This window comes from Streptomyces sp. NPDC047085 (genome assembly GCF_040643735.1).
In the GTDB taxonomy this organism is placed as follows: domain Bacteria; phylum Actinomycetota; class Actinomycetes; order Streptomycetales; family Streptomycetaceae; genus Streptomyces.
On sequence record NZ_JBEYUW010000010.1, the window covers coordinates 87,761 to 111,151 of the forward strand.

General features: G+C 70.2%; 26 protein-coding genes and 1 pseudogene. 11 read left to right on the forward strand and 16 right to left on the reverse strand.

The genetic code is table 11. The features are described from left to right. Positions 1-24 precede the first annotated feature (24 nt). Complete coding sequence (locus ABZ865_RS29155) at positions 25-1,497, forward strand: FG-GAP-like repeat-containing protein (RefSeq protein ID WP_361236639.1); 1,473 nt, start codon at positions 25-27, stop codon at positions 1,495-1,497. A 174-nt stretch (positions 1,498-1,671) separates the two neighbouring features. Next, positions 1,672-2,040 carry a nuclear transport factor 2 family protein gene (locus ABZ865_RS29160; RefSeq protein ID WP_361236642.1) on the forward strand — a complete coding sequence of 123 codons (369 nt, stop codon included), beginning with the start codon at positions 1,672-1,674 and terminating at the stop codon, positions 2,038-2,040. 86 nt (positions 2,041-2,126) lie between these two features. Here ABZ865_RS29160 and ABZ865_RS29165 read toward each other — a convergent pair whose 3' ends face one another. After that, positions 2,127-3,740 (reverse strand): FAD-binding oxidoreductase, encoded by a 1,614-nt coding sequence (locus tag ABZ865_RS29165; protein ID WP_361236645.1) that lies wholly within the window; start codon positions 3,738-3,740, stop codon positions 2,127-2,129. A gap of 68 nt (positions 3,741-3,808) precedes the next feature. On the opposite strand from ABZ865_RS29165, the gene ABZ865_RS29170 reads away from it, so the two are divergent. Next, complete coding sequence (locus tag ABZ865_RS29170) at positions 3,809-4,447, forward strand: helix-turn-helix domain-containing protein (protein WP_361236648.1); 639 nt, start codon at positions 3,809-3,811, stop codon at positions 4,445-4,447. A gap of 22 nt (positions 4,448-4,469) precedes the next feature. On the opposite strand, the gene ABZ865_RS29175 is transcribed toward ABZ865_RS29170, so the two are convergent. The 5 genes from ABZ865_RS29175 to ABZ865_RS29195 all read right to left on the reverse strand — a co-directional run bounded on the left by ABZ865_RS29175 (position 4,470) and on the right by ABZ865_RS29195 (position 8,122). After that, positions 4,470-5,036 carry a hypothetical protein gene (locus tag ABZ865_RS29175; RefSeq protein WP_361236651.1) on the reverse strand — a complete coding sequence of 189 codons (567 nt, stop codon included), beginning with the start codon at positions 5,034-5,036 and terminating at the stop codon, positions 4,470-4,472. Positions 5,037-5,166: 130 nt separating this feature from the next. Further along, a complete protein-coding gene (locus ABZ865_RS29180; RefSeq protein ID WP_361236654.1) occupies positions 5,167-6,084 on the reverse strand; it encodes a hypothetical protein in 918 nt (305 codons plus the stop codon). Between the two features lie 298 nt (positions 6,085-6,382). Beyond that, positions 6,383-7,039 (reverse strand): GTP cyclohydrolase I FolE, encoded by a 657-nt coding sequence (gene folE / locus ABZ865_RS29185; RefSeq protein ID WP_361236657.1) that lies wholly within the window; start codon positions 7,037-7,039, stop codon positions 6,383-6,385. 1 nt (position 7,040) lies between these two features. Next, entirely contained in the window at positions 7,041-7,499 is a 459-nt protein-coding gene (locus tag ABZ865_RS29190; protein WP_361236659.1) for a hypothetical protein, read from the reverse strand. Positions 7,500-7,573: 74 nt separating this feature from the next. Next, a complete protein-coding gene (locus ABZ865_RS29195; protein WP_361236662.1) occupies positions 7,574-8,122 on the reverse strand; it encodes a DUF2231 domain-containing protein in 549 nt (182 codons plus the stop codon). 224 nt (positions 8,123-8,346) lie between these two features. Here ABZ865_RS29195 and ABZ865_RS29200 point away from each other — a divergent pair, with 224 nt between their 5' ends. The 5 genes from ABZ865_RS29200 (at position 8,347) to ABZ865_RS29220 (ending at position 12,263) form a co-directional block, all read left to right on the forward strand. Continuing rightward, on the forward strand, positions 8,347-9,078 hold the full coding sequence (locus ABZ865_RS29200) for a helix-turn-helix domain-containing protein (protein WP_361236665.1): 732 nt from the start codon (positions 8,347-8,349) through the stop codon (positions 9,076-9,078). A 174-nt stretch (positions 9,079-9,252) separates the two neighbouring features. Then, the gene (locus ABZ865_RS29205) at positions 9,253-9,744 is read left to right on the forward strand and encodes a DUF2975 domain-containing protein (protein ID WP_361237289.1); all 492 of its coding nucleotides are present in this window, start codon (positions 9,253-9,255) and stop codon (positions 9,742-9,744) included. Next, complete coding sequence (locus ABZ865_RS29210) at positions 9,744-9,965, forward strand: helix-turn-helix transcriptional regulator (RefSeq protein WP_361236668.1); 222 nt, start codon at positions 9,744-9,746, stop codon at positions 9,963-9,965. The genes ABZ865_RS29205 and ABZ865_RS29210 overlap by 1 nt, the downstream gene beginning before the upstream one ends. A 166-nt stretch (positions 9,966-10,131) precedes the next feature. After that, a complete protein-coding gene (locus ABZ865_RS29215) occupies positions 10,132-10,932 on the forward strand; it encodes a thioesterase family protein (protein ID WP_361236671.1) in 801 nt (266 codons plus the stop codon). Positions 10,933-11,168: 236 nt separating this feature from the next. Further along, the gene (locus ABZ865_RS29220; RefSeq protein WP_361236674.1) at positions 11,169-12,263 is read left to right on the forward strand and encodes a hypothetical protein; all 1,095 of its coding nucleotides are present in this window, start codon (positions 11,169-11,171) and stop codon (positions 12,261-12,263) included. 79 nt (positions 12,264-12,342) lie between these two features. Here ABZ865_RS29220 and ABZ865_RS29225 read toward each other — a convergent pair whose 3' ends face one another. Both ABZ865_RS29225 and ABZ865_RS29230 read right to left on the reverse strand, forming a co-directional pair. After that, on the reverse strand, positions 12,343-12,852 hold the full coding sequence (locus ABZ865_RS29225; RefSeq protein ID WP_361236677.1) for a hypothetical protein: 510 nt from the start codon (positions 12,850-12,852) through the stop codon (positions 12,343-12,345). Continuing rightward, positions 12,849-13,760: an arginase family protein gene (locus ABZ865_RS29230; RefSeq protein ID WP_361236681.1), complete on the reverse strand. Its 912-nt coding sequence runs from the start codon at positions 13,758-13,760 to the stop codon at positions 12,849-12,851. The genes ABZ865_RS29225 and ABZ865_RS29230 overlap by 4 nt, the downstream gene beginning before the upstream one ends. A gap of 100 nt (positions 13,761-13,860) precedes the next feature. Here ABZ865_RS29230 and ABZ865_RS29235 point away from each other — a divergent pair, with 100 nt between their 5' ends. Further along, the gene (locus ABZ865_RS29235) at positions 13,861-14,514 is read left to right on the forward strand and encodes a CGNR zinc finger domain-containing protein (protein WP_361236684.1); all 654 of its coding nucleotides are present in this window, start codon (positions 13,861-13,863) and stop codon (positions 14,512-14,514) included. Between the two features lie 63 nt (positions 14,515-14,577). Here the strand turns inward: ABZ865_RS29235 and ABZ865_RS29240 are convergent, their stop codons facing one another. After that, positions 14,578-15,426 (reverse strand): helix-turn-helix transcriptional regulator, encoded by an 849-nt coding sequence (locus ABZ865_RS29240; RefSeq protein WP_361236686.1) that lies wholly within the window; start codon positions 15,424-15,426, stop codon positions 14,578-14,580. A 138-nt stretch (positions 15,427-15,564) separates the two neighbouring features. Between ABZ865_RS29240 and ABZ865_RS29245 the strand changes: the two genes are divergently transcribed. After that, positions 15,565-16,344 carry an NAD(P)H-dependent oxidoreductase gene (locus ABZ865_RS29245; protein WP_361236689.1) on the forward strand — a complete coding sequence of 260 codons (780 nt, stop codon included), beginning with the start codon at positions 15,565-15,567 and terminating at the stop codon, positions 16,342-16,344. A 214-nt stretch (positions 16,345-16,558) separates the two neighbouring features. On the opposite strand, the gene ABZ865_RS29250 is transcribed toward ABZ865_RS29245, so the two are convergent. The 3 genes from ABZ865_RS29250 to ABZ865_RS29260 all read right to left on the reverse strand — a co-directional run bounded on the left by ABZ865_RS29250 (position 16,559) and on the right by ABZ865_RS29260 (position 19,038). Next, positions 16,559-16,942 (reverse strand): hypothetical protein, encoded by a 384-nt coding sequence (locus ABZ865_RS29250; protein WP_361236692.1) that lies wholly within the window; start codon positions 16,940-16,942, stop codon positions 16,559-16,561. 189 nt (positions 16,943-17,131) lie between these two features. Continuing rightward, a complete protein-coding gene (locus ABZ865_RS29255; RefSeq protein WP_361236695.1) occupies positions 17,132-18,172 on the reverse strand; it encodes a vWA domain-containing protein in 1,041 nt (346 codons plus the stop codon). 281 nt (positions 18,173-18,453) lie between these two features. After that, positions 18,454-19,038, reverse strand: coding sequence for a TetR/AcrR family transcriptional regulator (locus ABZ865_RS29260; RefSeq protein ID WP_361236698.1), 585 nt, complete (start codon positions 19,036-19,038; stop codon positions 18,454-18,456). A gap of 53 nt (positions 19,039-19,091) precedes the next feature. Between ABZ865_RS29260 and ABZ865_RS29265 the strand changes: the two genes are divergently transcribed. Beyond that, positions 19,092-19,997, forward strand: a complete 906-nt coding sequence (locus tag ABZ865_RS29265) for a DUF2867 domain-containing protein (RefSeq protein ID WP_361236701.1) — start codon at positions 19,092-19,094, stop codon at positions 19,995-19,997. A gap of 260 nt (positions 19,998-20,257) precedes the next feature. On the opposite strand, the gene ABZ865_RS29270 is transcribed toward ABZ865_RS29265, so the two are convergent. The 4 genes and pseudogenes from ABZ865_RS29270 to ABZ865_RS29285 form a co-directional block, all read right to left on the reverse strand. Beyond that, a complete protein-coding gene (locus ABZ865_RS29270; RefSeq protein ID WP_361237318.1) occupies positions 20,258-20,635 on the reverse strand; it encodes an alpha/beta hydrolase in 378 nt (125 codons plus the stop codon). 29 nt (positions 20,636-20,664) lie between these two features. Beyond that, positions 20,665-21,060, reverse strand: a pseudogene (locus ABZ865_RS29275) (alpha/beta fold hydrolase); the annotation flags it as partial. A 527-nt stretch (positions 21,061-21,587) separates the two neighbouring features. Then, positions 21,588-22,112 (reverse strand): hypothetical protein, encoded by a 525-nt coding sequence (locus ABZ865_RS29280; RefSeq protein ID WP_361236704.1) that lies wholly within the window; start codon positions 22,110-22,112, stop codon positions 21,588-21,590. A 127-nt stretch (positions 22,113-22,239) separates the two neighbouring features. After that, complete coding sequence (locus tag ABZ865_RS29285; RefSeq protein ID WP_361236707.1) at positions 22,240-22,671, reverse strand: hypothetical protein; 432 nt, start codon at positions 22,669-22,671, stop codon at positions 22,240-22,242. Positions 22,672-23,391 lie beyond the last annotated feature (720 nt).

Below are 23,391 nucleotides of genomic sequence, written 5' to 3' on the forward strand. Positions count from 1 at the left end.
CCGCGCGCGCTTCAAGGAGGATCCGTGGGCATCCGCAGACCGGCCGTCACCACCGCCGCGGTCGCCGCGCTGATAGGGGCGCTCACCGTGCCGCTCGCCGAGGGTACGGCGTCCGCCGCCGAGGTCAATGCCACCGTGCGCGAGGACTTCAACGGCGACGGCTACCAGGACCTCGCCATCGCCGCCCCCGCCGCCACGGTGGGCGGCCACTCCTGGGCCGGCTACGTCGCGATCAGCTATGGCTCGGCGAAGGGCCTCAGCCAGGCTCGTACCGCGATCATCACTCAGGACACCCCGGGCGTGCCCGGCACCTCCGGCGACAACGACGGCTTCGGCTACGAGTTGATCCCCCGCGACCTGGACGGCGACGGCCTGACCGACCTGGCCCTGCTGACGCACGAGTACCTGCCGGCGAACAACAACGGCGGTTCCGTGATCATCCTTTGGGGCCGCCGCACAGGCATGTCCGGCAAGGACGCCGTCCGAATCCCGGCACCTGTGAACGCGTTCGTCGGCGATGACATCACCACGGGCGACTTCGACGGCGACGGGCATACGGACCTGTTCATGCAGAACGCCGAGGACTACGACGTCCGCGCAGTGCTGTACGGCCCGTTCGGCCGGAACGGGTCACCGGCGCGCGAGCAGCAACTGACCGTGTTCAGTACCGATAACACGATCTGCACCACCGCGGCAGGCGACTTCAACGGCGACGGCATCGACGACCTCGCGACCTTCTACGTCTACGAGGACCACGCCGAGGGCGGCAAGCTGTGGCTCGGCACGCGAACGGGCCTGTCCACCGTCCCAGGACGGCTGCCCTCCGCGAACACCACCGCCGTCGGTGACTTTGACAAGGACGGCTACGTCGATCTCGCCACCCGTGTCTTCCCGAACGGCGAGACGTACCTGGAGGACGATCCGGGGACGATCAAGATCTACTACGGCTCGTCGGCCGGGCCCAGCACCACTCGTACGAAGACGATCACGCAGGAGACCGCGGGCGTGCCCGGAGTGAGCGAGAAGGGTGACCAGTTCGGGGCACGGCTGAGCGCGGGCGACGTGAACGGCGACGGATACGCGGACCTTGCCGTGGGCGACCCGGGCGAGGCGATCGGCTCGGTGGCGAAGGCCGGCTCGGTGGTGGTGCTCAAGGGAGGCAAGGGCGGACTCACCGGCACGGGCGCGCAGTCGTTCCACCAGGACACACCGGGTGTACCGGGGAGCGTGGAGAAGGGCGACCTGTTCGGCGGCTCGGTACGGCTGCTGGACGTGACGGGGGACGGGAAGGCGGACCTCGCCGCGGGCGCGCCGGGGGAGAACCTGGGCACGATCGCGAACGGCGGCGCGGTGTGGCTGCTGCGCGGCACGGTCACGGGCCCGACGGCTTCGCAGGCCTTCGCGGAGAACCCGGTGGATCTGCGGGCGCCGGCGTCGAGAGCGGAGTTCGGGGAGAACCTGGGCGGGGACAACGGACCATTGCTGCTCATCCCGTAGGTCGACAAAGGTGGGCCGCTTCGGTGAGCAGAGCGCCATTACCTGGGCGGTAATCGCGTGGCCGGGCGGGGCGCGGCATGGTGAGGACATCGGGTTTCGGGCCGGCGCACTCCGGCCCGGAGCCCGCTCCAACCGACCTGCACGCCAGGCCACTTCACGGAACGGGAGTCCCCCATGTCGAACTACGCTGCTGCCGTCGCCCGCTACTTCGAGGCGTGGAACGCCACCGACGCCGACGCGCTCGCCAAGGCGGTCGCCGCGGCGTGGTCCGAGGACGGCACCTACACCGACCCGCTGGCCGACGTGCGCGGCCACGACCAGATCGCCGCGGTCGTCCGGGCCGTGCACGAGCAGTTCCCCGGCTTCGAGTTCAGGCCGGCCGGTGACGTGGACGGCAACCATCACATCGCCCGCTTCAGCTGGGAGCTGGTGTCCACCGCGGACGGCTCCGCCCCGGTCGCCGGCTCGGACGTGATCACCCTGGCCGAGGACGGCCGGATCACCTCCGTCCTCGGCTTCCTCGACCGGCTCCCTCAGGGATGAATCGTCGCCGGGCCGTAGCACCTGGAGCGTGCGCTGAAGGCCCGGCTTCGATCAGGGCAGCGGCTGCGAGCCGGACTTGCCTGCCGTCAGTCGATCAGGACCCCTGGGTTGAGGATGCGGTGGGGGTCCAGGGCGTTCTTGGCGGCGCGCAGCGCCAGCGCGAAGGGTTCCGGGCGCTGGAGGTCGTAGCCGGGGCGGTGGTCGCGGCCGACGGCGTGGTGGTGGGTGATGGTGGCCTGGTGGCGGTGGAGGACGTCGCTCGCGGCGGCTTTGATGTCGTCCCAGATCTCGAGCTCGTCGCCCGGTCGACCTGCGACGGCCACGGTGAAGTAGGGGGCAGCCCCGTCGGGGTAGACGTGGGTGAGGCGGCAGTTGATGGTGGCCGGGTGTCCGGTGGCCTTCAGTGCGGCGGCGCCGACCTGGCTGCGGACGGCGTCGATCAGGGCGGGAATCCTGTCCCAGGTGGCGGCGGTCTCGAAGGTCTCGACGACGGCGCCCATGCGGGCCAGACCGTCGCGCAGATAGGGCATGCGCAGGAACGCCGAACGCCAGGCGCTCACAGCCGCGTCGGCCGTGTCGGCCAGACCGTCGCGGTCGGCCGTCGGCGTCTTGCCGCGGCCGCCGTGGGCGCGGGCCAGATCCAGGGCGTCGGTGAGGCGGTCGTCGACGCGGGTGGTGGCGGACTCGAAGCCCAGGACCAGGACGGTGGAGCCGTCGTGCGAGGCGCCGGACAGCAGTGCCTCGCCGGGATCGAGCAGGCGGCAGTTGGCCGGGGCGAGATCTGACTGCGCGATGGCACGCACCGCGTCCAGCGCCCGGTGGAAGTCGGCGAAGGCCACGGATGTCGAGGCCTTGTACCGCGGACGCTCCTGCAAGCGCATCCATGCCTCGGTGATGACGCCGAGCGCGCCCTCGGAGCCGAGGAACAGGCGGTCGGGGGAGGGGCCCGCGCCCGACGCGGGCAGGCGCCAGGATGTGCCGGCGCCGGCGGGCGTGACCACGCGCAGGGACTGCACGAAGTCGTCGATGTGGGTGTGGCCGGTGGCGTAGTGGCCGCCGGCCCGGGTGGCCAGCCAGCCGCCGAGGGTGGAGAACTCGAAGCTCTGGGGGAAGTGGCGCAGGGTGAGGCCGTGCGGCCGCAGCTGGTCTTCCAGCACGGGACCGAGCGCGCCGGCCTGGATGCGGGCCGAACGGCTTGCGGTGTCGATCTCCAGGACCCGGTTCATCGAGGTCAGGTCGAGCGAGAGTACGGCGCGGTGGGTGTCGCCGCGGTACTCCACGCCGCCGACGACCGAGGAGCCGCCGCCGAAGGGGATGACGGCCACGCCGTGTTCGCCGGCCCAGTCGAGCAGGTCGGCCACCTGCTGGTCGTCGGTCGGCCGGGCGACGAGGTCGGGGATCCGGCCGGGCCGGCCGCGCAGGGCCCGGATGACGTCGCGGTAGGCCTTGCCCATGGCGTGCGCGGCGCGTACTTCGGGATCGGCGGTGACCAGGTGCGCCAGTGCGGGCGGGGGCGTCACGGCAGGGAGGGCGATGGGCAGGTCGGTGACCCGGGGTATCGGCAGCGGGCGGGTCAGGGTGCCCGGCAGCAGGGCGCCCATGGCGGTGCATTCGGCGTCGTCGGGGTGGGCGTCGGTATATCCCCAGCCCCACCAGGAGCGTGTGCGGGAGGCGCCGGGGTCGGACGGGATGGCAGGCATGAGTGTGCTCCCAGCGAGGTCCAGGTAATTTACCCAACGGAAAATTACCCTAGGGTAATATTGGGTCCATGACAACGCTCCCCTCCAGGGCCGGGACCAAGGGCGTGCCCAGGGCCGCGCGCGAACGACAGGTTCTGGCCGCGGCCACCGAGGAGTTCGGCCGCCATGGATACGAGGCCACCACCATGGCCGCCATCGCCACCCGCGTGGGCGTCACCAAACCACTGCTGCACCACTACTTCGGCAGCAAGCAGGACCTCTACCTCGCCTGCCTGAACCCGGTCGGCGACCGGCTGCTGGACGCCATCCGCACCGCCATGGCCGCACCCGACACCGGCGCACCGCCCACCCCCCTGCGCGTGCTGAACGCGCTGTTCACCACCCTGGACGGGCAGCGCGAGGCGTGGTTCGTCCTCTACGACGCCACGCTGCCGCCCGACAGCGACGCCGCCCGACGCGCGGCCTCCTACCGCGGCGCCATCGACGACCTCGCCGCGGCCGGCACCGCCGACCTCCTGCACGCGGCCGGATCAGGCGACCCGCTCGACGCCGACGCCCTCAAGTACGCCTGGCGCGGCCTGTGCACCGCCCTGGTCCGCTGGTGGGTCAACCACCCCGACCAGTCACCCGAAGCCATGACGCAGCGCTGCGCACGGCTCTTCGAGGCCGGCCGCATCATCCTCTCCACCGGCGACCGAAGTACGTGAGCCAGGCCGACGCCCCACCCCTTCACGCCGGCGTGGTGCCGGCACCCGGGGGCCGGCGGAGCCGGTGCAGACAGATGACCGAGGCGACGACGGTCCGCCGTTCGGAGGCGTCCAGGCGGGGGTCCGTTTCGACGACGTACTGCTGCAACCCGATCCACGAGTCGATGGTGCTCACCGTGACCCGGCCGAGTATCTCCGGCGCCGGGTCCTCTTCCGGATCGGTCTGCGTGAGATGCCATTCGGTGTTCAGGAGACTCGGTCGCGTGAGGAGGAGCCGGCGTCCCCGCTCCGTCTGGAGGCTCAGCTGCAGGGTCTTGAGGAGTCCGCGGGCACCGGCGGTGCCGACCTCCCGGTCGGCGGCGTCGGTGAAGCGGAACTCCGCGGGCCCGAACTGCTCGATACGGACGATGAGCCCGCCGGACGTCTTCGTGACGACGGAGAATGTGTCGTCGGTGTAGGTGACCCAGGCGAGCGGGGTCCCCTCCACGGTGGACACGGCCAGGGCGGGGCCCACGTATCGGCGCCACCGTGAACGCTTCGGCTGCCCCACCACGACGGCTTCCAGCGCGAACGGACCGGGTTCCGTCATCGGTCTTCCTTCCCCCGCCACGGCTTCCCCTCGACCGAGTACGTCCACTGTGACCGAGAACCGGCCCGACTCCCACCCCTCGGGCGACGGAATCGGGCCGGTTGCCGGTTGCCGGTCGCTGGTGGGCGTCTTATGGACGCCAGTCCGCTTCCAGGTCGTGGGAGTCGGTTTTGGTGAGCTTGGTCAGTCCGGTGCCGTCGGCCCGTACCAGGTAGAGGTGTTCGGGGTCCGCGTCGTCGCTGCCGCCCCTGGTGAAGACCAGGCGGCTGCCGTCCGGGGACCACGAGGGGTTCTTGTCGTTGAGGCGGGCCCCGGTGATGCGGTGCAGTCCGGTGCCGTCGGGCCGGACGACGTAGAGGTGGGCGAAACCCGAGGAGTCCAGGCGGCTGAAGGCGATGCGGTTGTTGTGCGACCAGTCGGGCGTCCAGTCGTGGGAGCTGGATGCCGTGATGGCGGTCTGGGCCAGGGTGGACAGCCGGATCCGCATCACCCTGCTGTGTCCGCCCGCGTCCGCGCGATTGAATGCCAGGTACTTGCCGTCCGGGGACCACGTCGGATGGAGGTCGTCCGCCGCGTTGTGGGTGAGCCGGGTGGCGGGGGAGCCGTCGATGTCGGCCACGTAGATCTCGCGCTGGGTGCCGACCGGCTTGGCGTAGGCGATCCGCTTGCCGTCGGGTGACCACGCCGGGTCGGAGGCGCCCTTGGTGCCGGGAACGGCCTTCAGGTCGGCGCCCGTGGTCTTCATGGTCCAGATGCCGTCGATGGCGCCCCCGGATCCGTAGCGGACGAAGGCCACCCGCTTGCCGTCCGGGGACCAGCTGGGCATCACGTCGCTGATGGTGGGAGTGTTCGTGAGCTTGACGGGCGTGCCGCCAGTGGGGGAGATCGCGTAGAGGTCTTCGATGGGCGCGGCCGCCGTATAGCGTGCGAAGACGATCGGGTGGTCACCCGCGGCCCCCGCGTTTCCTGCCGCGCCCAGGGTCAACGGTACGGTCACGGCGAGCGCGGTGGCGGCCACCGCCGCCCGGAGGCGCCCCGGTGTGCCCATTGCGCTGGTCCTGCCGGTTCTTCGAGTGTCTGCGGCGGTTCTGCCGTAGCCGCTGCTGGTGCGGTGTTGATGGCGTGTCAAGGTATCCACCCCGTTCCCTCCCTGCGGCCCGATACAGGCCGCTCCGGCCGGTAAACATCCCACCCGGCGGGGAGTTGGGGGAAGCGACGGCACGCGGCGGTACGAGGCCTGTGACATGTTCCGTACCTTGCTGTCACATGCGACGGGGGTACGCACGCGCGCCGGCGCCGACGGCAGGCCCGCGGCGCGCGGCCAGGGTTCGTCCGGCGCCGCCGCGTCAGCCGGCCGCGCCGGTGAGGGTGAGGAATTCGCTGCGGGAGCGGGCGTCGGAGCGCAGCAGGCCGAGCAGGGTGGAGGTCATGGTGCTGGATCCGGTGGCCTGCACGCCCCGCAGGGTCATGCAGGCGTGTTCGGCGTCGATGACCACGCCGACGCCCTTGGGTTCCAGGTGGGTCTGCAGCCAGTCGGCGACCTGTTTGGTCAGGCGTTCCTGGACCTGGGGGCGGCACGCGAAGTGCTCGACGATGCGGGCCAGCTTGGACAGTCCCAGGATCCGGGCGCCGGGCAGGTACCCGACGTGGGCGGTGCCGACGATCGGCAGCAGGTGGTGCTCGCAGACGGTCCGGACCGGTATGCGACGGGCCAGGACGAGTTCGTCGTAGCCCTCGTCGTTGGGGAAGGTGGTGAGGTCGAAGGGGCGCGGACTGAACAGTTCTGCGTACGCGCGGGCCATCCGCCCCGGTGTGCCGCGCAGGCTCTCCGAGGCGGTGGAGATGCCGAGGGCGTTGAGGAACTGGCCGGCCGCGGCTTCCGCGGCGGCCAGGTCGATGCCTTCGGGTTCGTGCACGACCCGCAGGGCGGGCCGTGCGGGTACTGCGTCCTCGTCGTCGTGGAGGTCTGTCCGGGCGGCGGTGGGGTGGGAACGCTCGGTCATGTCAGCTGCCTCCGATGCCCAGGGCGGTGAGCAGGACCAGGACGAGGGTGGCTACGGCGAACAGGCCGTGTGCCAGCACGACCGGGACCGGGAAGTGCCGTTCGGCGGGCACGGACTCCTCGGTGCCCCGCGCCGTCGCGGCGGCTGGTACGGCCCCCGCGGCGGCGCGGTCCCGGTGGACGGGGATCCAGCGGGCCAGCATCACGAATCCGAGCAGGGCGACCGGCAGGAGCAGGCCGAAGGAGGTCCAGGCCAGGGCGGTCTTGTCGGCCACGACGTAGATGATCCACACGACCAGCCCGATCGCGGCCAGGGCGAAGTGGCCGAAGACGACGGGTGCGGGCAGGCGGCTGGCACCGGTCTGCTGCTGCCGGATTCCGCCGCGTTGGATCCAGGTGCCGAGCATGTAGAAGCCGCCCAGAGCGGTGATCAGCCAGGCGATCAGTGCGGCGATGTCCATGGTGAACTCCGAGGTGAGGTTGTGTCGAAGACGGCCGGAACGGACCGGCCGCCGTGGCGGGGGCCAAGGGCGGGTCACGCGCGGGTGCGCGTGCTCGTGCGGCTGTGGTCGGGTGTGTATCCCTCGGCCTGGGTGCTCTCGTCGGCGACGCGCACGCCGTAGCGGTAGGCGAGCTTGCCGCCGAGAAATCCCGAGACGGCCAGGACCGCCACGCTGAGCGCGGACAGGACGAGGGGTCCGATCCCGACACGTCCACCAGCGGTGTAGTCGCCGTGGCGCCACAGGAAGTTGACGACGTAGGCGGCGGTCACCAGCAGGTTCAGCGTCATGTGCACCAGGGCGGTACGAAACGCCGGGGTGCCGGCCGGAATCGCGAACAGGTCGAGGAATCCGACCATGGCGGCCAGCAGGGCACCGATCACCCCGACCGCGATCAGCCACTCCGAGGACTGAGTCAGGAATCCGGGACGGTGCACGACATGGGAAGCGATGTCGAACACCAGGCTGGTCACCCAGGCACCGATCGGCACCGTCACCAGGATCGGGTGGAACGGGTGACCGTACGGGCCGGCGAGCAGGGCGCTGACCGGACGCTTCGCCTGAAGCTGTGGTTCATGGGCCATCGCTACCTCCCGATGAGTTTCACCAACAAATCTTGGTCTTATTACGGGAGGGCGTCAAGATGCGCAGCCGAGGGGGCGAGAAGAGTGCTTGTGCCCACGCGGGTGGGAGTTACCGTGGTCGTGTGGCTTCCGACCCGACTCCGCAGGCCGACACGGCCGATACCGCGGCCGATACCGCGGCCGATACCGTGACTGATGCCGCGGTCGAGACTGCGCCCAGGACTGTGCCCGCGACCGCGACCGACAACGCGATCGACTCCGTCAGCGTCCTGAGCGAGGACTCGCGACGGCGCATGTTCACCTTCATCCGGCGTGCCCGGCGTGCCGTCACCCGTGACGAGGCCGCCGCCAGTGTCGGCATCTCCCGCAAACTCGCCGCCTTCCACCTCGACAAGCTCGTCGACGCCGGCCTGCTGCGCGCCCGCTACGAGACGCCCGGCGGGATCCGCAAGGTCGGCAGGCAGCCGAAGGTGTACGAGCCCACCGACGCCCAGATCATCGTGAGCATCCCCGACCGTCGCCACGAGCTCCTGGCGGACCTGCTCCTGGACGCCGTCCTGACCGAGGGCGCCGACGAAAACGCCGCGCAGGCAGCCATGCGCACCGCCGAGCAGCGCGGTCGGCTGCTGGGCGAGGCCGCCCGCGTCGAGACCCGCCCGGGCCGCCTGGGCCCCGAGCGGGGACTGACCGCCTGCGAGCGCCTGCTGGACCGGTACGGCTACGAGCCCGTCCGGGAGACTCCCACCCGGCTGCGGCTGCGCAACTGCCCCTTCCACCCGCTGGCCGCGAAGGCCCCCGACCTGGTCTGCGGCATGAACCAGGCGTTCCTCAGCGGCTACCTCAGCGGCCTGCAGGTCAACGGAGTCCAGGCCGTCCTGGCCCCCGAGCCCGGCGAGTGCTGCGTCCGGCTGGGCCCGAGCGACACCGACCGCGAGGAGCAGAACCACTCCCACTGACACGGCACTGTCCGCCCTGGCGCTCGGGATACCTCGGTCGGTGCGCATCTCTCCGCCGCGGCAGCGCGGGAATCGCCGGCGTGTCAAACCGCCGCCTGCCCCTCCGTCTCATCCCTTGCCTTCATCTATCGAATCTCGATAGATTCCCATCGCAATTCGATGGAGGGGTGGGTCATGGGAAAGCTGACAGTGCGTGCGCTGCGTGCCGTGCTCGCGGTGGTGTTCGCCGGCACCGTGTTCGTACAGGCAGGGATGGTGTGGGTGTTGGCCACCGGGAACGACCCGGAGGACGGATCGCTCCCGCTGACCCCGCTGCGCGTGATCACGATCCTGGGCATGGTGTCGGCCCAGGTCGCCCTGGTCTGCGTATGGCGGCTGGTGGCGATGGTGCGACGCGGAACCGTGTTCTCGCATGCCGCCTTCCTGTACGTGGACGGGATCATCGGCGCGATCGTGGCGGCATCCCTCTTGTGGTTCACGGTCACGGCCATCAATGCGCCGGGTCAGCGGGATGATCCGGGCGTCACCGTCATCATGGGCGGGATCGGCCTGGCCATCCTGGGGGTCGCGCTCATCGTGCTCGTGCTGCGGATGCTGCTCGCCCAGGCCGTCGCGCGCGACGTCGAAGCGGCGCGGATGCAGGCCGAGTTGGACGAGGTGATCTGATGCCGATCGTGGTCGACATCGACGTGATGCTGGCCAGGCGGAAGATGTCCGTGGGCGAGCTCGCGGACCGCGTGGGGATCACGCCCGCCAATCTGGCGGTGCTCAAGAACGGCCGCGCCAAGGCGGTGCGCTTCACGACGCTCGCCGCGCTCTGCGAGGTGCTCGAGTGTCAGCCGGGCGACCTGCTGCGCTGGGAGGTCGAGGACGCCGCGGGCGGATGACGTGCCCCAGGGTGGACGGGAAACCGCCTGGCACCACCGGTGGCGACCTGACCAGGTCGGCTGGCGCGCACCTGTCGCGGCCGATGGGTGAGCGAAACCGGCCCCGCGCTGAGCAAGCGCTTAGTAATATCGGGCGCGAGTGGTCCGCCTAGCAGGGAGGTCAAACATGCCCATATCCGAAGCCGAGGCCTTCTTCGATCGGGAGGCACACGACCGGTTCCTCCCCACCGCGTACACCCGAGGGCCCTGGGACGCCGACTCCCAGCACGCCGGACCGCCGGCCGCGCTGCTCGCCCTGGCCCTCGAGCAACGGCCGGGCGGACGGCCGGACATGCGGATCACCCGGCTCACGTACGAGATCATGCGCCCGGTCCCGATACGGCCGCTGACCGTGACCACGCGCGTGTTGCGCGCCGGGCGCAACGTCGAGCTCCTGACAGCCGCTCTGACACCCGACGGCGGCCAGGAAGTGATGCGGGTGACCGCCTTGCTGATGAAGACCGCGCCGGGCTTGGTGCCGGAGGTGTCGCCGGGCCGACAGGTGCCCGGGCCCGGGGACGTACCCGCGAAAGCGTTCTTCCCCGTCCCGTGGGACCAGGGCTACCACACGGCCATGGAAGTGCGCTTCGCTGCCGGATCCTTCCTCGAGCCCGGCCCGGCCACGGCGTGGATGCGGATGACAGTCCCCTTGGTCGCGGATGAGGAGATCACGCCGCTGACCCGGGTGTTGACGGCCGCGGACTCGGGCAACGGGGTGAGCGCTGCGCTGGACTTCCATCGCTACGTCTTCGTCAACGCCGACCTCACCGTCAGCCTGCACCGCCATCCGGAGGGCGAGTGGGTTTGCCTGGACGCCCGGACGATGGTGGACGGCGCGGGCATCGGTCTCGCCGAGTCCGCCCTGCACGACGAGAAGGGCCCACTCGGCCGCAGTACCCAGAGCTTGTACGTGGCCGCGCGCGGCTGAGGTCGCGGGCGCGGCCCGCTCGCGGTGGCGGCCGGAGTCGGCGACGACACGTCAGGAAGGCGGCTGAACACGGCTTTACTCCGCTACGGATCATGGACGAGACTGGTGCGCCGCACGGCCATTGGCTCGCCACGTGCCTTCTGCGCACAAGCCCGGGCGGCCTTCGGTCGGTGTGCATCCAGCCTCGTGAGACGGTGCCCCCCACCCCGGCTCCACACCTCCGGTGAAGGACGCCCATGCGACGCTCGACCCTGATCACACGTGTCTTCGGCAGCGCTGCCCTGGCCTGTGCCGCCGTGGCGTTGTCCCTGGTCTTCATACGCTACGACGCCCCCGCCCCGCGCTGGGACATACTGTCGGCCCTCGGGGCGGCCGCTGTCGCCGCCGGCGGATGGGCGCTCGCCTGCCGTGCGGCGCCACCGCTCGGCCCAGCACCCTCGGCGGCTGCGCCGGAGCAGACCGTACCGCCGCTGCCGCGCCGACTCCCGCTTCCCGCGCGTGACGTGGGCCGTACGACGGGGACCGTTCTCCTCATGCTGACTCCCCTCGTGCTCACCCGCCTGGCTGCCGGCTCGGGCGGTGTGCTGTCCGGAGTGGCGATCATCCTTGTCTTTGTGGTGACGGTGAAGACGCTTCTGTTCGCGCGCCGCCAGGTCAGCCAGGCCGACGTACACAGCAAGCTGCGGGTTCTGTCGACCGACGCCGGCCAGGGCACGCTGCACGCCGTACGTGTCCGGGTGGGCGAGCCCGTCCGGATGCGTTACGCCCGACGTGGCGACAAGCCGGGCGAGTTGAGCGTCACGCAGTACCACTGGCTCGTCCTGCGGGCCGACGGACGCGAACTCAAACTCGCCGTCCCGCCCAAGGAGGTGGGCACGGCGGCCCTGTACCTGGGTGGCCAGGAAGGCTGGCTGTGCTGGCCGGAGCGGTGGAAGCTGATCGAGAACGAGTTGCCCGCGGCCTTCGTCGCCGACACCGGCGAGGTGGTCGCGGGACTCACGGACCCGGACGACGCACGGCCGTACCTCGACGGCACCAACCGTCCGGCCGCCTCCGACCGCGCCGTGCGGCGTCTTCCCCGCCTCGCCAAGTTCTCCGCACCCGTGCACGCCCGCATCCTGGGCGGAGCCCTGCTGGCCGCCCTGATCACCACTCCCGTTCTCTACGTCGGCCCCGACCGGATGCCCTGGGTACTCGACTGGCTTCTCTGCGCCCTGGCCGCGGTCTCGGTCGTCGTCTTGCCGGTGCGCGGAATGGCAGAGGCGAGTCAGGCGCTCCCGGACGGTGTGCCGTGGACGGTGCAGGAGGAGTCCGACCCGTCGATCGCCTGAGGCGGACGGACCGGGACACGTGGTTGTCGATGCGTGGTGCCCGGGCCGGTGGAGGGCCTGACCGTTGCGTCGAGGCCGCTCACCGTAGGCGGCGGGCACTGACCTCTTGGACGAGGCGCCAGGCGTGTCCGCCGTCGGCCGATCGTTCGTTGCGCCAGCGGAAGGTGTCGGCGGTGATGTCGCTGAAGGTCCAGCGCACGAGTTCGCCGACGGCGGCGCGTTCCATGACGATCTCGTCGTCGATCTGGCGGGCGTACATGTGCACCAGGTCGCCGCGGGCGGTGCCGTGGAAGGTGAACCGCCACAGTTGCAGGCGCGGATCCCAGATGCGCACGCACAGGCCGCACTCCTGGTCCGGAGCACGCCCCGCGGCCGGGAGTTCCTCGCGCCCGGGCCATCGCCAGACGTCCAGGACCGCTCTGCCCTCCAGGGCGTAGCCGAACTCCCATTCGCCGCTCACGAGGCGGGCCGGTGAGCCGTCGGCGTCGTAGTAGGTGATCTGGGTCGCCCAGTGCCCGGTCAGGCGTCCGAACTGCTCCATCTCGGTCGCGTACAGGTGGCTGGGACCGTCGGCGAGCAGCGTCTTCATGCGTGCGCCCCCAGAGTCGCGAGCGGGGTCAGGGCGGAGGCGAGGCAGTCGACGAGGGGAGCGGCGTACGCGCCGTCCGGGTCGAGTTCCGGATCGTAGATGGCGACGTCGAGCCCCACCACCCGGCCCGTGCCGGCCAAGGTCGAGACGAGTTCCGTGAGTTGGGCGAAGTCCAGGCCGGGACGGCCCGGGGAGTCCACCGCGGGCAGGACGCGTTCGTCGAGCACATCGAGGTCGAGGTGGAGCCAGACGCGGTCCAACTCGCGCCGTTCCAGACGGCGGATGACCCGCTCGCCCAGACCGGCGATGCCGAACTGCTGGACCTCCTGGGCCGTGAACCGGGTGACCGGGGGAGTCGCCTCGTCCTCCCGGTCACCGATCTGGATCACGTCCTCGTCGGCGACCAACGGTCGGCCCACCACCGGCCAGTGGGTGAGCAGCAGCTCACCACGGCCGGTGGCCAGGGCCAGGTCCATTCCCGCCGCCGAGCCGAGGGACGAACCGGCGTCGTAGTTGCCGGGGTGCCGGAAGTCGCTGTGCCCGTCGAGGTGAACCAGGCCGCAGCGTCCGTGACGTCGGGCCCCCAAGAGGCACCCCAGCAGGACGCTGCAGTCGCCGCCCAGCACGACCGGGAACCGGGAGGTGGCGAGCGCGGCCTGGACCGCCTCGCCGAGCCGCAGCGCGTGTTCGCGGATGGTCACCCCGTTGCGGATGCGGGTCGCCGGCTGCGCGTCGAACTCGTAGGGCGGACGGTCGAGTTCTACGACTCGGTCGGGCCGCAGACGTGCTTCCAGCCCCGCCGCCAACAGCGCTTGCGGGGCTCGCCACGTGCCGGGCTCGCGCCCCGGCGCGGGCGGCCGCAGGCCGAGATTCCAAGGGGCCGCGATGAGCTCGACGGCACCGGCCATGGGCGTCTCCTGTCCACTCAACTGGTAGGAATTCCAACCGGATAACATCAGTACACTGGTTGGATAGAGTGAGGCAAGCGCTCATGAAAGGCGGTCACGCGTGACGGGAACCATCCAGCCCCACACCTTCAGGCGCCGTGACCTGGTCGGTGGGCACATCGTCATCGACCTGGTGAACACCGTGACGGCGCGTGACGCGGAGCCGGTCGACTGGCTCGACGGTTACCCGCGCCTGCTGGAATGGGCTGCCCTCACCGGTCACTTCGCCCCCGCCGACCTCACCGACCTGCGACAACTGGCCGACACCGAGCCTGGCAGGGCCGAGCTGGCCCTGGACCGCACCCGCGAGCTGCGCGAGGCTCTGCACGATCTGATCACGGCACTGATCCACCAGGGCGCTCCAGCTCCCGCGGAGGCGGTCGACCAGGTCGAGAAGCACTGGAAGCACGCGGTCGCCCGCACGCGCCTCACCGTCCGCGGGAACACGCCACAGCTCCAAGTCGGCGTCGAGACATCGGGGCTTGACTACCTCAACCACGAACTCGCCCTGCAGGCAGGCGACCTGCTGCGGGCGCTGCCGCTGGAACGCACCCGCAGCTGCCCCGGATCGCGCTGCGGCTGGCTGTTCATCGACAGCTCCCGGGGCGGCCGTCGCCGCTGGTGCGACATGGCCACCTGCGGGAACTCCGCCAAAGGCCGAACCCACTACCAGCGGAAACGAGCCAACGGCAGCACGGACCCGGGCGCGCCGTGAGGACACTCTCCGGGAATCGGTTCGCGTCGGGGCTCAACCCGGGCCGGGGTGAGTGTCGTCGAGTTACTCGTGGAGCTGGGCGTTCACTGGGGAATGTGCGTCATCGCTGTCCGCGCCCAGGCTCGCGAGCAGGCGCAGTCCGTCCTCGGCGGGGCTGCCGGGGGCCGCGGACAGCACCAGCAGCTCCATGCCTGATTCATCTGGTAGCGCGAAGTTCTCCTGGTGCAGCTCCAGCAGTCCGACCAGCGGGTGCTGGTACGCCTTGCGCCCATGGGTGCGGGCGCGCACGTCCGCGCGGGCCCAGAGTCGGCGGAAGCGCTCGCTGCCCATCGCCAGCTCGCCGATGAGCGAGGCCAGGCGGGGGTCCTCGGGGTACTTGCCGGCGGCCAGGCGCAGGTGCCCGACCACATCGAGGGTGCAGTTCTCCCAGTCCCCGTAGAGACCGCGCTCGGCCTCCTCTAGGAAGATGTGCCGGGCGGTGTTCAGGCCCGGCATCGGCCGTCCGAAGAGGAGCCCGGCGAGGCGGTTCCCCGCGAGCACGTCCAGACGGTGGTTCATGATCAGCGCGGGCGCGTCGGCGACCAGGTCCAGGACACGCAGCACCTCCGGCCGGACCCGCCCACCCGGCGCCTTCGCGCGGCGGCGGTGCTGCCTGGCAAGGCGGTAGAGGTGCCCGCGTTCGGTCTCGTCGAGGCCGAGGACGCGGGCGAGCGCGTCGAGGACCTGCTCGGAGGGCTGGGTCGCGCGGCCCTGCTCCAGGCGCACGTAGTAGTCGACGCTGACTCCGGACAGATGCGCGACCTCTTCGCGGCGCAGCCCTTCGACCCGGCGGCGGCTGTCGGTGGGGATGCCGACGGCCGCCGGGTCGACCCGGGAACGCCGGGTCCGCAGAAAGCCCGCAAGATCGTCCATGCCTCCAGTATGGCCTTGGTGGCGCCCCTGAGGGTGGTACTGCCGTTACCAGGAAGTCCCGTCCGACGGAAGAAGCGCCCCTGAACGCCGGGCGCCGCGGAGCCCAGGATCGAAGACATCCGATCCGAAGGAGTTCCCATGAAGACGCTGATCGTCTACGCCCACCCGGAGCCCAAGTCGCTCAACAGCTCGCTGAAGGACCTCGCGGTGTCCACACTGGAGAGCGCCGGGCACGAGGTACGGGTCAGCGATCTGTACGCGATGAACTGGAAGGCGGTCGTGGACGCCGCCGACTACGGCCCCCACGCCTCAAGTCCGCTGAAGGTCGCCCTGGACTCGGGCCGGGCCTTCGACGCCGGGACGCTCTCCCCGGACGTGCTCGCCGAGCAGGAGAAGCTCCTGTGGGCCGACACGATCATCTTCCAGTTCCCGCTGTGGTGGTACACGATGCCCGCGATCCTCAAGGGCTGGGTGGACCGGGTGTTCACCTACCACTTCGCGTACGGCGTCGGCGAGCACAGCGACTCCAAGTACGGCGAGCGCTTCGGCGAAGGCACCCTCGCGGGCCGCAAGGCCCTGCTGTCGGTGACCGCCGGCGGCCCGCAGTCGCACTACGCCGCTCGCGGGATCAACGGCCCCATCGACGACCTGCTGTTCCCGATCCACCACGGCATCCTCTACTACCCGGGCATCGAGGTGCTGCCGCCGTTCGTGCTGTACGGCACCGACCGGATGACTGACGACGACTACGCGGACGTCGCCAAGGCCTGGGAGCAGCGCCTGCTCACCCTGGAGTCGACCGAGCCGATCGCGTTCCGGCGGCAGAACTTCGGCGACTACGAGATCCCCTCGCTCAACCTGAAGGAGGGACTGGAGCCTACGGGCCGTACGGGCTTCGGACTGCACGTACGCGGCTGACCGCCGACGACGGCCAGGACGAACCGGGGGCGCGAACCCGAGGAGCAGCCCGAGGGCCGCGGCAGCGGTGGGCGTGAGTGCCACCGGTCAGGGTGTACGGTCGGGTCCTTCGGGCGCGCGTCGCTTGCCGTCGCGTAGGCGGACGGCGGCAAAGCGTACGAAGCAGACGAGTGCGGGCGTCGTCGGCGTCCCGCTCGGTCTCGCGGGGGGAGGGTCAGCTCTCGGACTCGTCGGCCGATACTTCTACTACTTCGACGTGGACACACCGTGCCGGCGACGCGGTCACGCGGGCGGCAGCGGCTTGGCCTTCGATTGCTCCACCGCCGTGGCGCGGGCTGCGTGGAACGCCTCTGTCGGATCGCCGTCCTTGGACCACACCTCGGCGCCGCACCAGGGGCCCGATGAGCCGGAACTGCTCCAGCGCCGCCTCGTACATCCCGGCCTCGCCGAGGTAGTAGGCCAGCAGATGCCGGAGTACGGGGAGTCTGTCGTCGTCGGCCCGGACTGCCGCCAACGCGTCGGCGACAGCCGTGAGCCGCTTCTTCGCCGCAGCACCGGACGGCAGCGCGGCGCGGCGCTCCTCCAGACCGACCTGCATGCAACCCCGGCAGTCGCCACTGCGCCGAGTTGCAGGCCCAACGCCCAGGCGGCCTCGGCTGCACCCGCCCGGCACCGCCGCCCGAAAACGCCGTGTCCGCAGCCGTCGATCGGGTGGTGAGGTGCCGGGACGACGAGATCTCCGGGACCCTGCCGGGTTTTCCAAGGCGTCTCGAGGTGTCTCGAGGTGTCAGAGCATGAGCAAGAGGCGCGTGTTCGGGACGAGTTTGCGGTTCACGCTGGTGCTCTGGACGAAGATCGTGAAGTCGTCGTTGTGGTCCGGCTTGACGCGAATTTCGACGTTCGGTAGGCCAAGCAGGGCTCGGGCCTCGGGTCCCGTGTACACCCGGTCGGTCTTCTTCTCCAGAACCGCGATCTGCTTCTGTGCCTGGATCTTCTCCGACTTGCTCAGCTGGTAGAACGCACCACCGGTACGGTAGGTGTGCCCGCATTCGATGACCCAGTCCCGTATCGCCGCGTCACGCGTCACCGGGATCAGCCGGTACTGCGACGGGTCCGCCGGGGTGAGGCCGGCGGCCTTGATGGTGTCCTTGTTGACCGCCTCGGCACCCGTGGAGAACACCGCCCGCGATCCCCGGATGCCCTGGGTGCGGCCCACCATGAATTTCTCGGTGGCCTGCCGGATGACCTGCCCGGCCTCCTCCAGACCCTGCGTGCTCGTGGCGTCCCAGATGGCGATGTTGTCCTTCGGGAAACCGCACTGCATGGCCTCGCGCTTGCCCATCTGGTCCGGCACGAGGACGGCAAGCGTCCAGTTGTCATCCTGCGTCTTGATCATCTCGGCCACAGCCGCCACCAGTTCACGCGGATCCCTCGCAGGGGCATCCGGGCAGCGATGGCTGGCGTTCTCCTGCCCGTCGGTGAGTACGAACGTCAGGAAGCTGTGGTCGCCGTACAGTTGAGCTGTCTGCGCCAGCTCCTGTTGTGACTTCAGGGCGGCCGCCAGCAGAGCCGTCATTCCGCCGACCCGGTACAGCTGCTTCAGCGACGGCATCCTCAGCACGTCCTTGTCGTAGATGACGCACTCCACCTTGTCTGCGAAGACGTACACCGTGACGCGGGTTTCCTGGTCCAGTTCCCTCGACCGGCGGGCAAGGTAGGCAATCTGCTGGTCGGCGACCTCGACGACCTTGCGGCTGAGATGCGACATGGACGAACTGGCATCCAGCACAAGAGCAACGTGATTGATGTAGTTCTGGTTTCCGGACATCACAGCTCCCCCTCGTTCCGACTTGATGCTCCTACCGTCTCACGCACCACTGACAATCGATCTTGGCTCCAGCCGAGTTCTACGGCTGCTCGGCCCATGCCTGGAGGAAGCTGGCCTTGGGGGACGAGCTCATGGTCCCGCGATGGCCTCGGAGGGCGTGGCCGCCTCGGTGATGGGTGCGGAGCTGCGGTACAAGTCCCGGCGGGCGGGCGGGCGGGCAGGCAGGCAGACGCGCGGGCGGGCCAGGGCCAAGGGCTTGAGTCGGCAAGGGCTTGAGCCGGTCAGGGTTTGAGCAGCGCGGCCATCACGGCAGCCAGGTATGCGGGGTCGGTCGGTACGGAACCCGGGACGGCGTGGGCCAGTTGGGCGTGGCCCACGTAGCTGGTGTAGGCGAGGACGCCACGCCGACGCGCTTCGGACGGTGGGAAGCCGAGCAGTTCGAAGAGGTGGGCGAGGTAGCCGACCCGGCGCTCGGTGACGCGGGCGAGGGCCGCCGCGACCTCGGGGTGGTCGGCGGCTGCGAGCAGCCGTACCTCCAGGGGATCCTCCGTGGCAGAGGCGGTCGCCCCGCGCAGGAGCGCGCCGAGCCGGGCGGCGGGGTCGGGCTCGGCAGCCTCCATGCCCTGGATGATCCGCTCGGTGGACAACTCCTCCCAGCGGGCGAGGGCCGCCGCGACGAGCGCGTCCCGGTTGGTGAAGTGCCAGTAGAAGCTGCCCTTGGTGGTGCCGAGGCGGGCCGCGAGCGGTTCCACGGCCACCCCGGCGAGGCCGCGCTCGGCGAGTGCGGCCAGGGCCGCGTCCGCCCAGTCGTCGGCGGAGAGGCGCTTGCGGGTGGGCCGCCTCGAAGGGGCCTGCTGCTCGTGCATGCTTCCATACGCTACCGTACGGTTGAACATACGCTCCCGTATGGAGGTGGGGTATGCGCGGAACGCGCACGCTACGCAATGTTCATGAGCGGATCGTCCAGGCCCCGGCCGAGACCGTCGGCGCCCTCGTCGACCGGCTCTCCGCGCCGGACGACCCCTTGTTCCCCACGCCGGTCTGGCCCGCGATGGTCCTCGACCGACCCCTCGGTGTCGGCGCCGACGGCGGCCACGGCCGGATCCACTACAGGGTCACCGCCTACGAGCCCGGGCGGTCCGTCCGCTTCGACATGGCCGAGGACGGCCTCGGCACCGGCTATCACCGGCTCGATGTCGAGCCCCTCGGTCCTGACCGCTGCCGGATCTCCCACGTCCTCGAAGTGACCATGACTGTGGGCAAGTTCGCCTTCTTCAAACTCGCGATCGAGCCGGTGCACGACACGATGGTCGAGGAGATCTTCGACAATGCCGAGCGGGCCGCCCTCGGTTCCCTGCCGCACCCGCCGGCCCGCCGTCCGCGGCGCGCCCTGCTGGTCAACCGGCTCCTGTGGGTCCGGCCGGCCGGGGTGCCGGTCCCGCCGAACGCCCGGCTGCTCCACGGCGCCTTCGAGCGGCCCGACTTCACCGACGCCTGGCGCCTGCCGCTCGCCCCTGGCATGCCCCGCGACCCGCGGGCCTGGCGGCATGTCCTGCCCTTCACCGAGCGGGGTGCCGACGGCCACGAGCTCATGCTCGGCGAGGACGCGTCCCATCTGGACTTCCGCGCCTCGGTCCTGGTCGACGACGACTCCGTGACGCTGGCCACCGCAGTACGGCTGCACAACACGCGCGGTCGGCTCTACTTGGCGATGGCGCGCCGCGTCCACCCGTACATGGCCCGCCGCGCGCTCCGCCGGGCCCACCGCCGCATCGCGTTCGCGGCCCGGCCCGCCGGGGAGCGGAACGCGCGAACCGCCGTCTAGTGCTCCAGCCGAACTTCTGTGTCTGTCCCGGTCAATGGCCCGACGGTGGGGGAGTGGAACGCGGTGACGTGGAGGACGCGATCGCTGTGTACCGGCAGGCCGGCGACTCATCCGTTCGCGGGGGCGATATGGCCCTCCGTGGAGCACTCAAACGAGTACGCCGACAGCTGCCCGGGAGCGGATGTCCTACCGGTACTTCCTCGCCGAACCGATGGCGGCCGGCTGAAAGCGGCTGCATCGGCGGAGGTTCCGGCCTGTCCCTACGCAGATGGGTCGGCGAGGAATTGGGAGATCAGGCCGTACACGATGTCGGGATGCTCCAGGTGCAGGTCATGATGGGTCCCGCGGATGCTGACGGACATGGCCGGGACGCGGCGGCGCATCAGTTCATCGACTCGTGCGGGCGGGATGAAGCTCGACTGGGCGAGGATGAGCAGAGTGGGGCAGGTGATGCGCTCCCACTCGTGCGTGAAGGAGTGCTGGGCGGCGTCCGCCACGGACTGGACCATCACGTCCCGGTCGAAGCGGGGCCACCACTGCCCTCCGCGTTCCTCCAGGCCATCCGCCCAGCCCATACCGATCGCCCCGCCGCCGAAGAACTGGACCGCGGCATCGCGCGAGGGAAAGGGGTCGGCCACGAGTCGAACCACCGGCGGATATGAGTCGGCCATTCGGGGTCGGGACCGCTCACGTCGGCTTCGATGGCCACCAACGCGCGGACCACCTCAGGATGCCTCGCGGCGGCCAGGATGGCCGCGTGTCCGCCCAACGACTGTCCGACAAGAACAACGCGCTCCAGGCCCAACTGTTCCGCCACGGCGACGACGTCTTCAACGAAGGCGTCCCTGGAAACGTCGGAAGGGAAGCGGTCGCTGGCGCCTTGACCGCGTTGGTCGACTGCGACCACCCGATATGCCGAGCTCAGCCGTCCTGCCAGCGCGTCCCACTCGCCCGCATGACCGGCCAGTCCATGCAACAGCACCAATGCCGGTCCGTCTCCGCCCCAGTCCCGGCAGACAAGCCGCACGCCTTCCCGCTCGACCACACGCTCGGTCCACGTCACCTCGGCACCCTAGCCCGCAAGATCTCCTCACGACACCATCGGCAAGCCTCACTCCTACCGGTGACGCTCTGCCATCCCTCGACATCGAACAGCGGGATGGACGGTGGTGGCGGGGCAAGGACGGTGCGAAGGCGGTTGAGGTTGGCTCGCCACTGCTTCCAGTCTGCCGGGTCGACCCAGTTCGACGCCGGCCCGGCCTCGTCGCTGACGACCCGGGCGAGGGCCTCGTCCGCGAACATGGTCGGCCGCTGTGTCGTCGTCGAAGGCGCCAGTGTCCCAGGTGCCCATGCTGATCTCCTCGTATGGCTGCGCCGGGATCCTCGCATCAGCCGCTGACATCGCGATCACTGTCCGAGCAGTACGTGCCTACGCCGAAGGTCGAACCCGGCGCGGCGGTTCAGGCGCCGCAGCTTCTCGCGCGCGACGGCGGGTGGACACGCCGCCCGCCGTCCGACCCGGGTACGCCGGGACGCCGGGACGTTCAGCGGGGGTCCGTGCCGCTGCGTTCGGTGCGGACCCGCGCCGGCTCAGCCGATGAACTCCGCCAACTCGCCAGCCGACTCGGGGGTCAGTCGGTAGAAGCCCTGGAGGCTCACCGAGCGCTCGAGCCGGCCGTCGACCACGTACTTCAAACCGCGGGTCTGGCCCCGGCGGTTACGCCAGGTGAGCCTGGTCAGAAGATCACCAGGTATCGGCACGTCGAAGCGTACTGGCGTCGCGTCCACGTGCACTGCCGCGGCGCCGCAGCCACCGGCACCGAGCATCGACCAGTCGTCGTGCCCGGGAAACGCCGGGTCCTGCCACGTCGTGGGCGCGACGCCGCAGCATGCGCGCCGCTCCATGTCGATCACCCTCATCCGGCTCACGACATGTACGACGCACCGGTTGACGTGCAGCGCGTACACCTCGTCGTCGGCTCGGGCACCCGACCAGGCGGGCAGGGAGGAATGGACGCCGCTGAAGGCGACGGGCGGCCGCTCTCCCACGCGACCCGCTTTACGCAGGGCACGGCACGTGTCATGGGTCCACAGGACGGTGAAGGCATCAGGCATGCCGTGATCGTATGAGCGAGCACTGACAGCCTCCTGGGGCAGCGCTCCTCTCCTCCGACCTCGCTCGGAGGGAAGCCCCATCGGGAATCCCGGGATGTCGGCGCGGAGTGGTTGTTCCTGGCATGCGTCAATCCCCGTCGCCCGATGGTGGCCGGTCGGCGAAGGCTCGCAGCCTGCGGCCTGATGCCGTCTCCGCGAGCCGGAGGATTCCGGGTTCCTGGGCCGCGAGGGCCTCCCTGGCCACCTGGCACCAGTCCTCGCGGTCGAGAAGCGCGAGATAGCGTTCCCGATGGGAGCGCCAACGCTCGGCGGGACCGATCGAGCCTGTATCGCCGTGCTTTCCGAGGCTGTCGGCCAGCCAGGCGGCGGTGGAGTACCGGCTCGAGGAGGGCTCCAGACGCTCGAGGTGATGCAGATGGGCAGTCAGTACTGCCTCGGCGTGGGGGTAGTGGGCGAGGGTCATGCCCATGCCCTGGCTGTAGGTCAGCACGAGGAGCAGTCTGCCGGTGTGGTCGACGACCTCGTCGTCCACGCTGGGTCCGGTGATGACTTCGTGCACGCCGGCGGTCTCGGCGACGGGGCCGGCGAAGTACGCGTTGAGGTAGTCGCCGTCACATGCCCTGCGGAGGAGCCAGGGGCGGGCGGCAGGGTCGTCGAGTCGGCAGAGGGCTTCGACGACGTAGCCCGTCCCCAGCCGGTGACTCGGTCAGCGAGCCAGAGGAGGGCTTCGGCGCCGTCTCCGGACAGTCGTTCCAAGGCACGTGCTGCAAGTGGACCGAAGCGGTTGGACAGAAGTCCGATCGTTTGGATCAGGGGGATGTCATCGGCCGTTCCCACGGCCGCGAGGAGGGCAAGGCCGACGGTGACCGCGCATCGGTCGGTGCCGTGCCTGACGAGCCACCGACCGGTCTGGAGAACACGGTCGGTGTCGGCCCTCTGGGCAGCCGCCGTGATGTGCTCGTTCTTGTGAATCGGGACGTAGAGGTCATGGAAGGCGTGGGCGAGGTCGCTCGGGCCGGCCGAAGGCGAGGCGAGGTGAGCATCCAGGAGGGACGCCACGTCCAACCCGATCCGGCTTCGGTCATCGGGGGCCTCGGGGCGAGGTTGTCGACGGTGCGCTCGATCGTCCGGATACGGTGCTCCGTCTCGTGGAAGCGGCTTGTCCGGAACGGACTTGTGGAGCGTCAGCGCGTAGTCGAACAGTGATGCCTGTGATCCGGGAGACTTCATCCCGGTCGTCTCGCTCATCGGCGAACGGAAGGCTCGTTTCTCTTGATCA

Bases quoted from the DNA above. Each gene is read 5' to 3' on its own strand.
- ABZ865_RS29220 (WP_361236674.1), top strand. From the start codon at position 11,169: ATGCGACGCTCGACCCTGATCACACGTGTCTTCGGCAGCGCTGCCCTG.
- ABZ865_RS29260 (WP_361236698.1), bottom strand. From the start codon at position 19,038: ATGCACGAGCAGCAGGCCCCTTCGAGGCGGCCCACCCGCAAGCGCCTC.
- ABZ865_RS29255 (WP_361236695.1), bottom strand. From the start codon at position 18,172: ATGTCCGGAAACCAGAACTACATCAATCACGTTGCTCTTGTGCTGGAT.
- ABZ865_RS29240 (WP_361236686.1), bottom strand. From the start codon at position 15,426: ATGGACGATCTTGCGGGCTTTCTGCGGACCCGGCGTTCCCGGGTCGAC.
- ABZ865_RS29175 (WP_361236651.1), bottom strand. From the start codon at position 5,036: ATGACGGAACCCGGTCCGTTCGCGCTGGAAGCCGTCGTGGTGGGGCAG.
- ABZ865_RS29190 (WP_361236659.1), bottom strand. From the start codon at position 7,499: ATGGACATCGCCGCACTGATCGCCTGGCTGATCACCGCTCTGGGCGGC.
- ABZ865_RS29245 (WP_361236689.1), top strand. From the start codon at position 15,565: ATGAAGACGCTGATCGTCTACGCCCACCCGGAGCCCAAGTCGCTCAAC.
- ABZ865_RS29265 (WP_361236701.1), top strand. From the start codon at position 19,092: ATGCGCGGAACGCGCACGCTACGCAATGTTCATGAGCGGATCGTCCAG.
- ABZ865_RS29180 (WP_361236654.1), bottom strand. From the start codon at position 6,084: ATGGGCACACCGGGGCGCCTCCGGGCGGCGGTGGCCGCCACCGCGCTC.
- ABZ865_RS29280 (WP_361236704.1), bottom strand. From the start codon at position 22,112: ATGCCTGATGCCTTCACCGTCCTGTGGACCCATGACACGTGCCGTGCC.
- folE (WP_361236657.1), bottom strand. From the start codon at position 7,039: ATGACCGAGCGTTCCCACCCCACCGCCGCCCGGACAGACCTCCACGAC.
- ABZ865_RS29230 (WP_361236681.1), bottom strand. From the start codon at position 13,760: ATGGCCGGTGCCGTCGAGCTCATCGCGGCCCCTTGGAATCTCGGCCTG.
- ABZ865_RS29160 (WP_361236642.1), top strand. From the start codon at position 1,672: ATGTCGAACTACGCTGCTGCCGTCGCCCGCTACTTCGAGGCGTGGAAC.
- ABZ865_RS29170 (WP_361236648.1), top strand. From the start codon at position 3,809: ATGACAACGCTCCCCTCCAGGGCCGGGACCAAGGGCGTGCCCAGGGCC.
- ABZ865_RS29165 (WP_361236645.1), bottom strand. From the start codon at position 3,740: ATGCCTGCCATCCCGTCCGACCCCGGCGCCTCCCGCACACGCTCCTGG.
- ABZ865_RS29210 (WP_361236668.1), top strand. From the start codon at position 9,744: ATGCCGATCGTGGTCGACATCGACGTGATGCTGGCCAGGCGGAAGATG.
- ABZ865_RS29225 (WP_361236677.1), bottom strand. From the start codon at position 12,852: ATGAAGACGCTGCTCGCCGACGGTCCCAGCCACCTGTACGCGACCGAG.
- ABZ865_RS29250 (WP_361236692.1), bottom strand. From the start codon at position 16,942: ATGCAGGTCGGTCTGGAGGAGCGCCGCGCCGCGCTGCCGTCCGGTGCT.
- ABZ865_RS29215 (WP_361236671.1), top strand. From the start codon at position 10,132: ATGCCCATATCCGAAGCCGAGGCCTTCTTCGATCGGGAGGCACACGAC.
- ABZ865_RS29205 (WP_361237289.1), top strand. From the start codon at position 9,253: ATGGGAAAGCTGACAGTGCGTGCGCTGCGTGCCGTGCTCGCGGTGGTG.
- ABZ865_RS29195 (WP_361236662.1), bottom strand. From the start codon at position 8,122: ATGGCCCATGAACCACAGCTTCAGGCGAAGCGTCCGGTCAGCGCCCTG.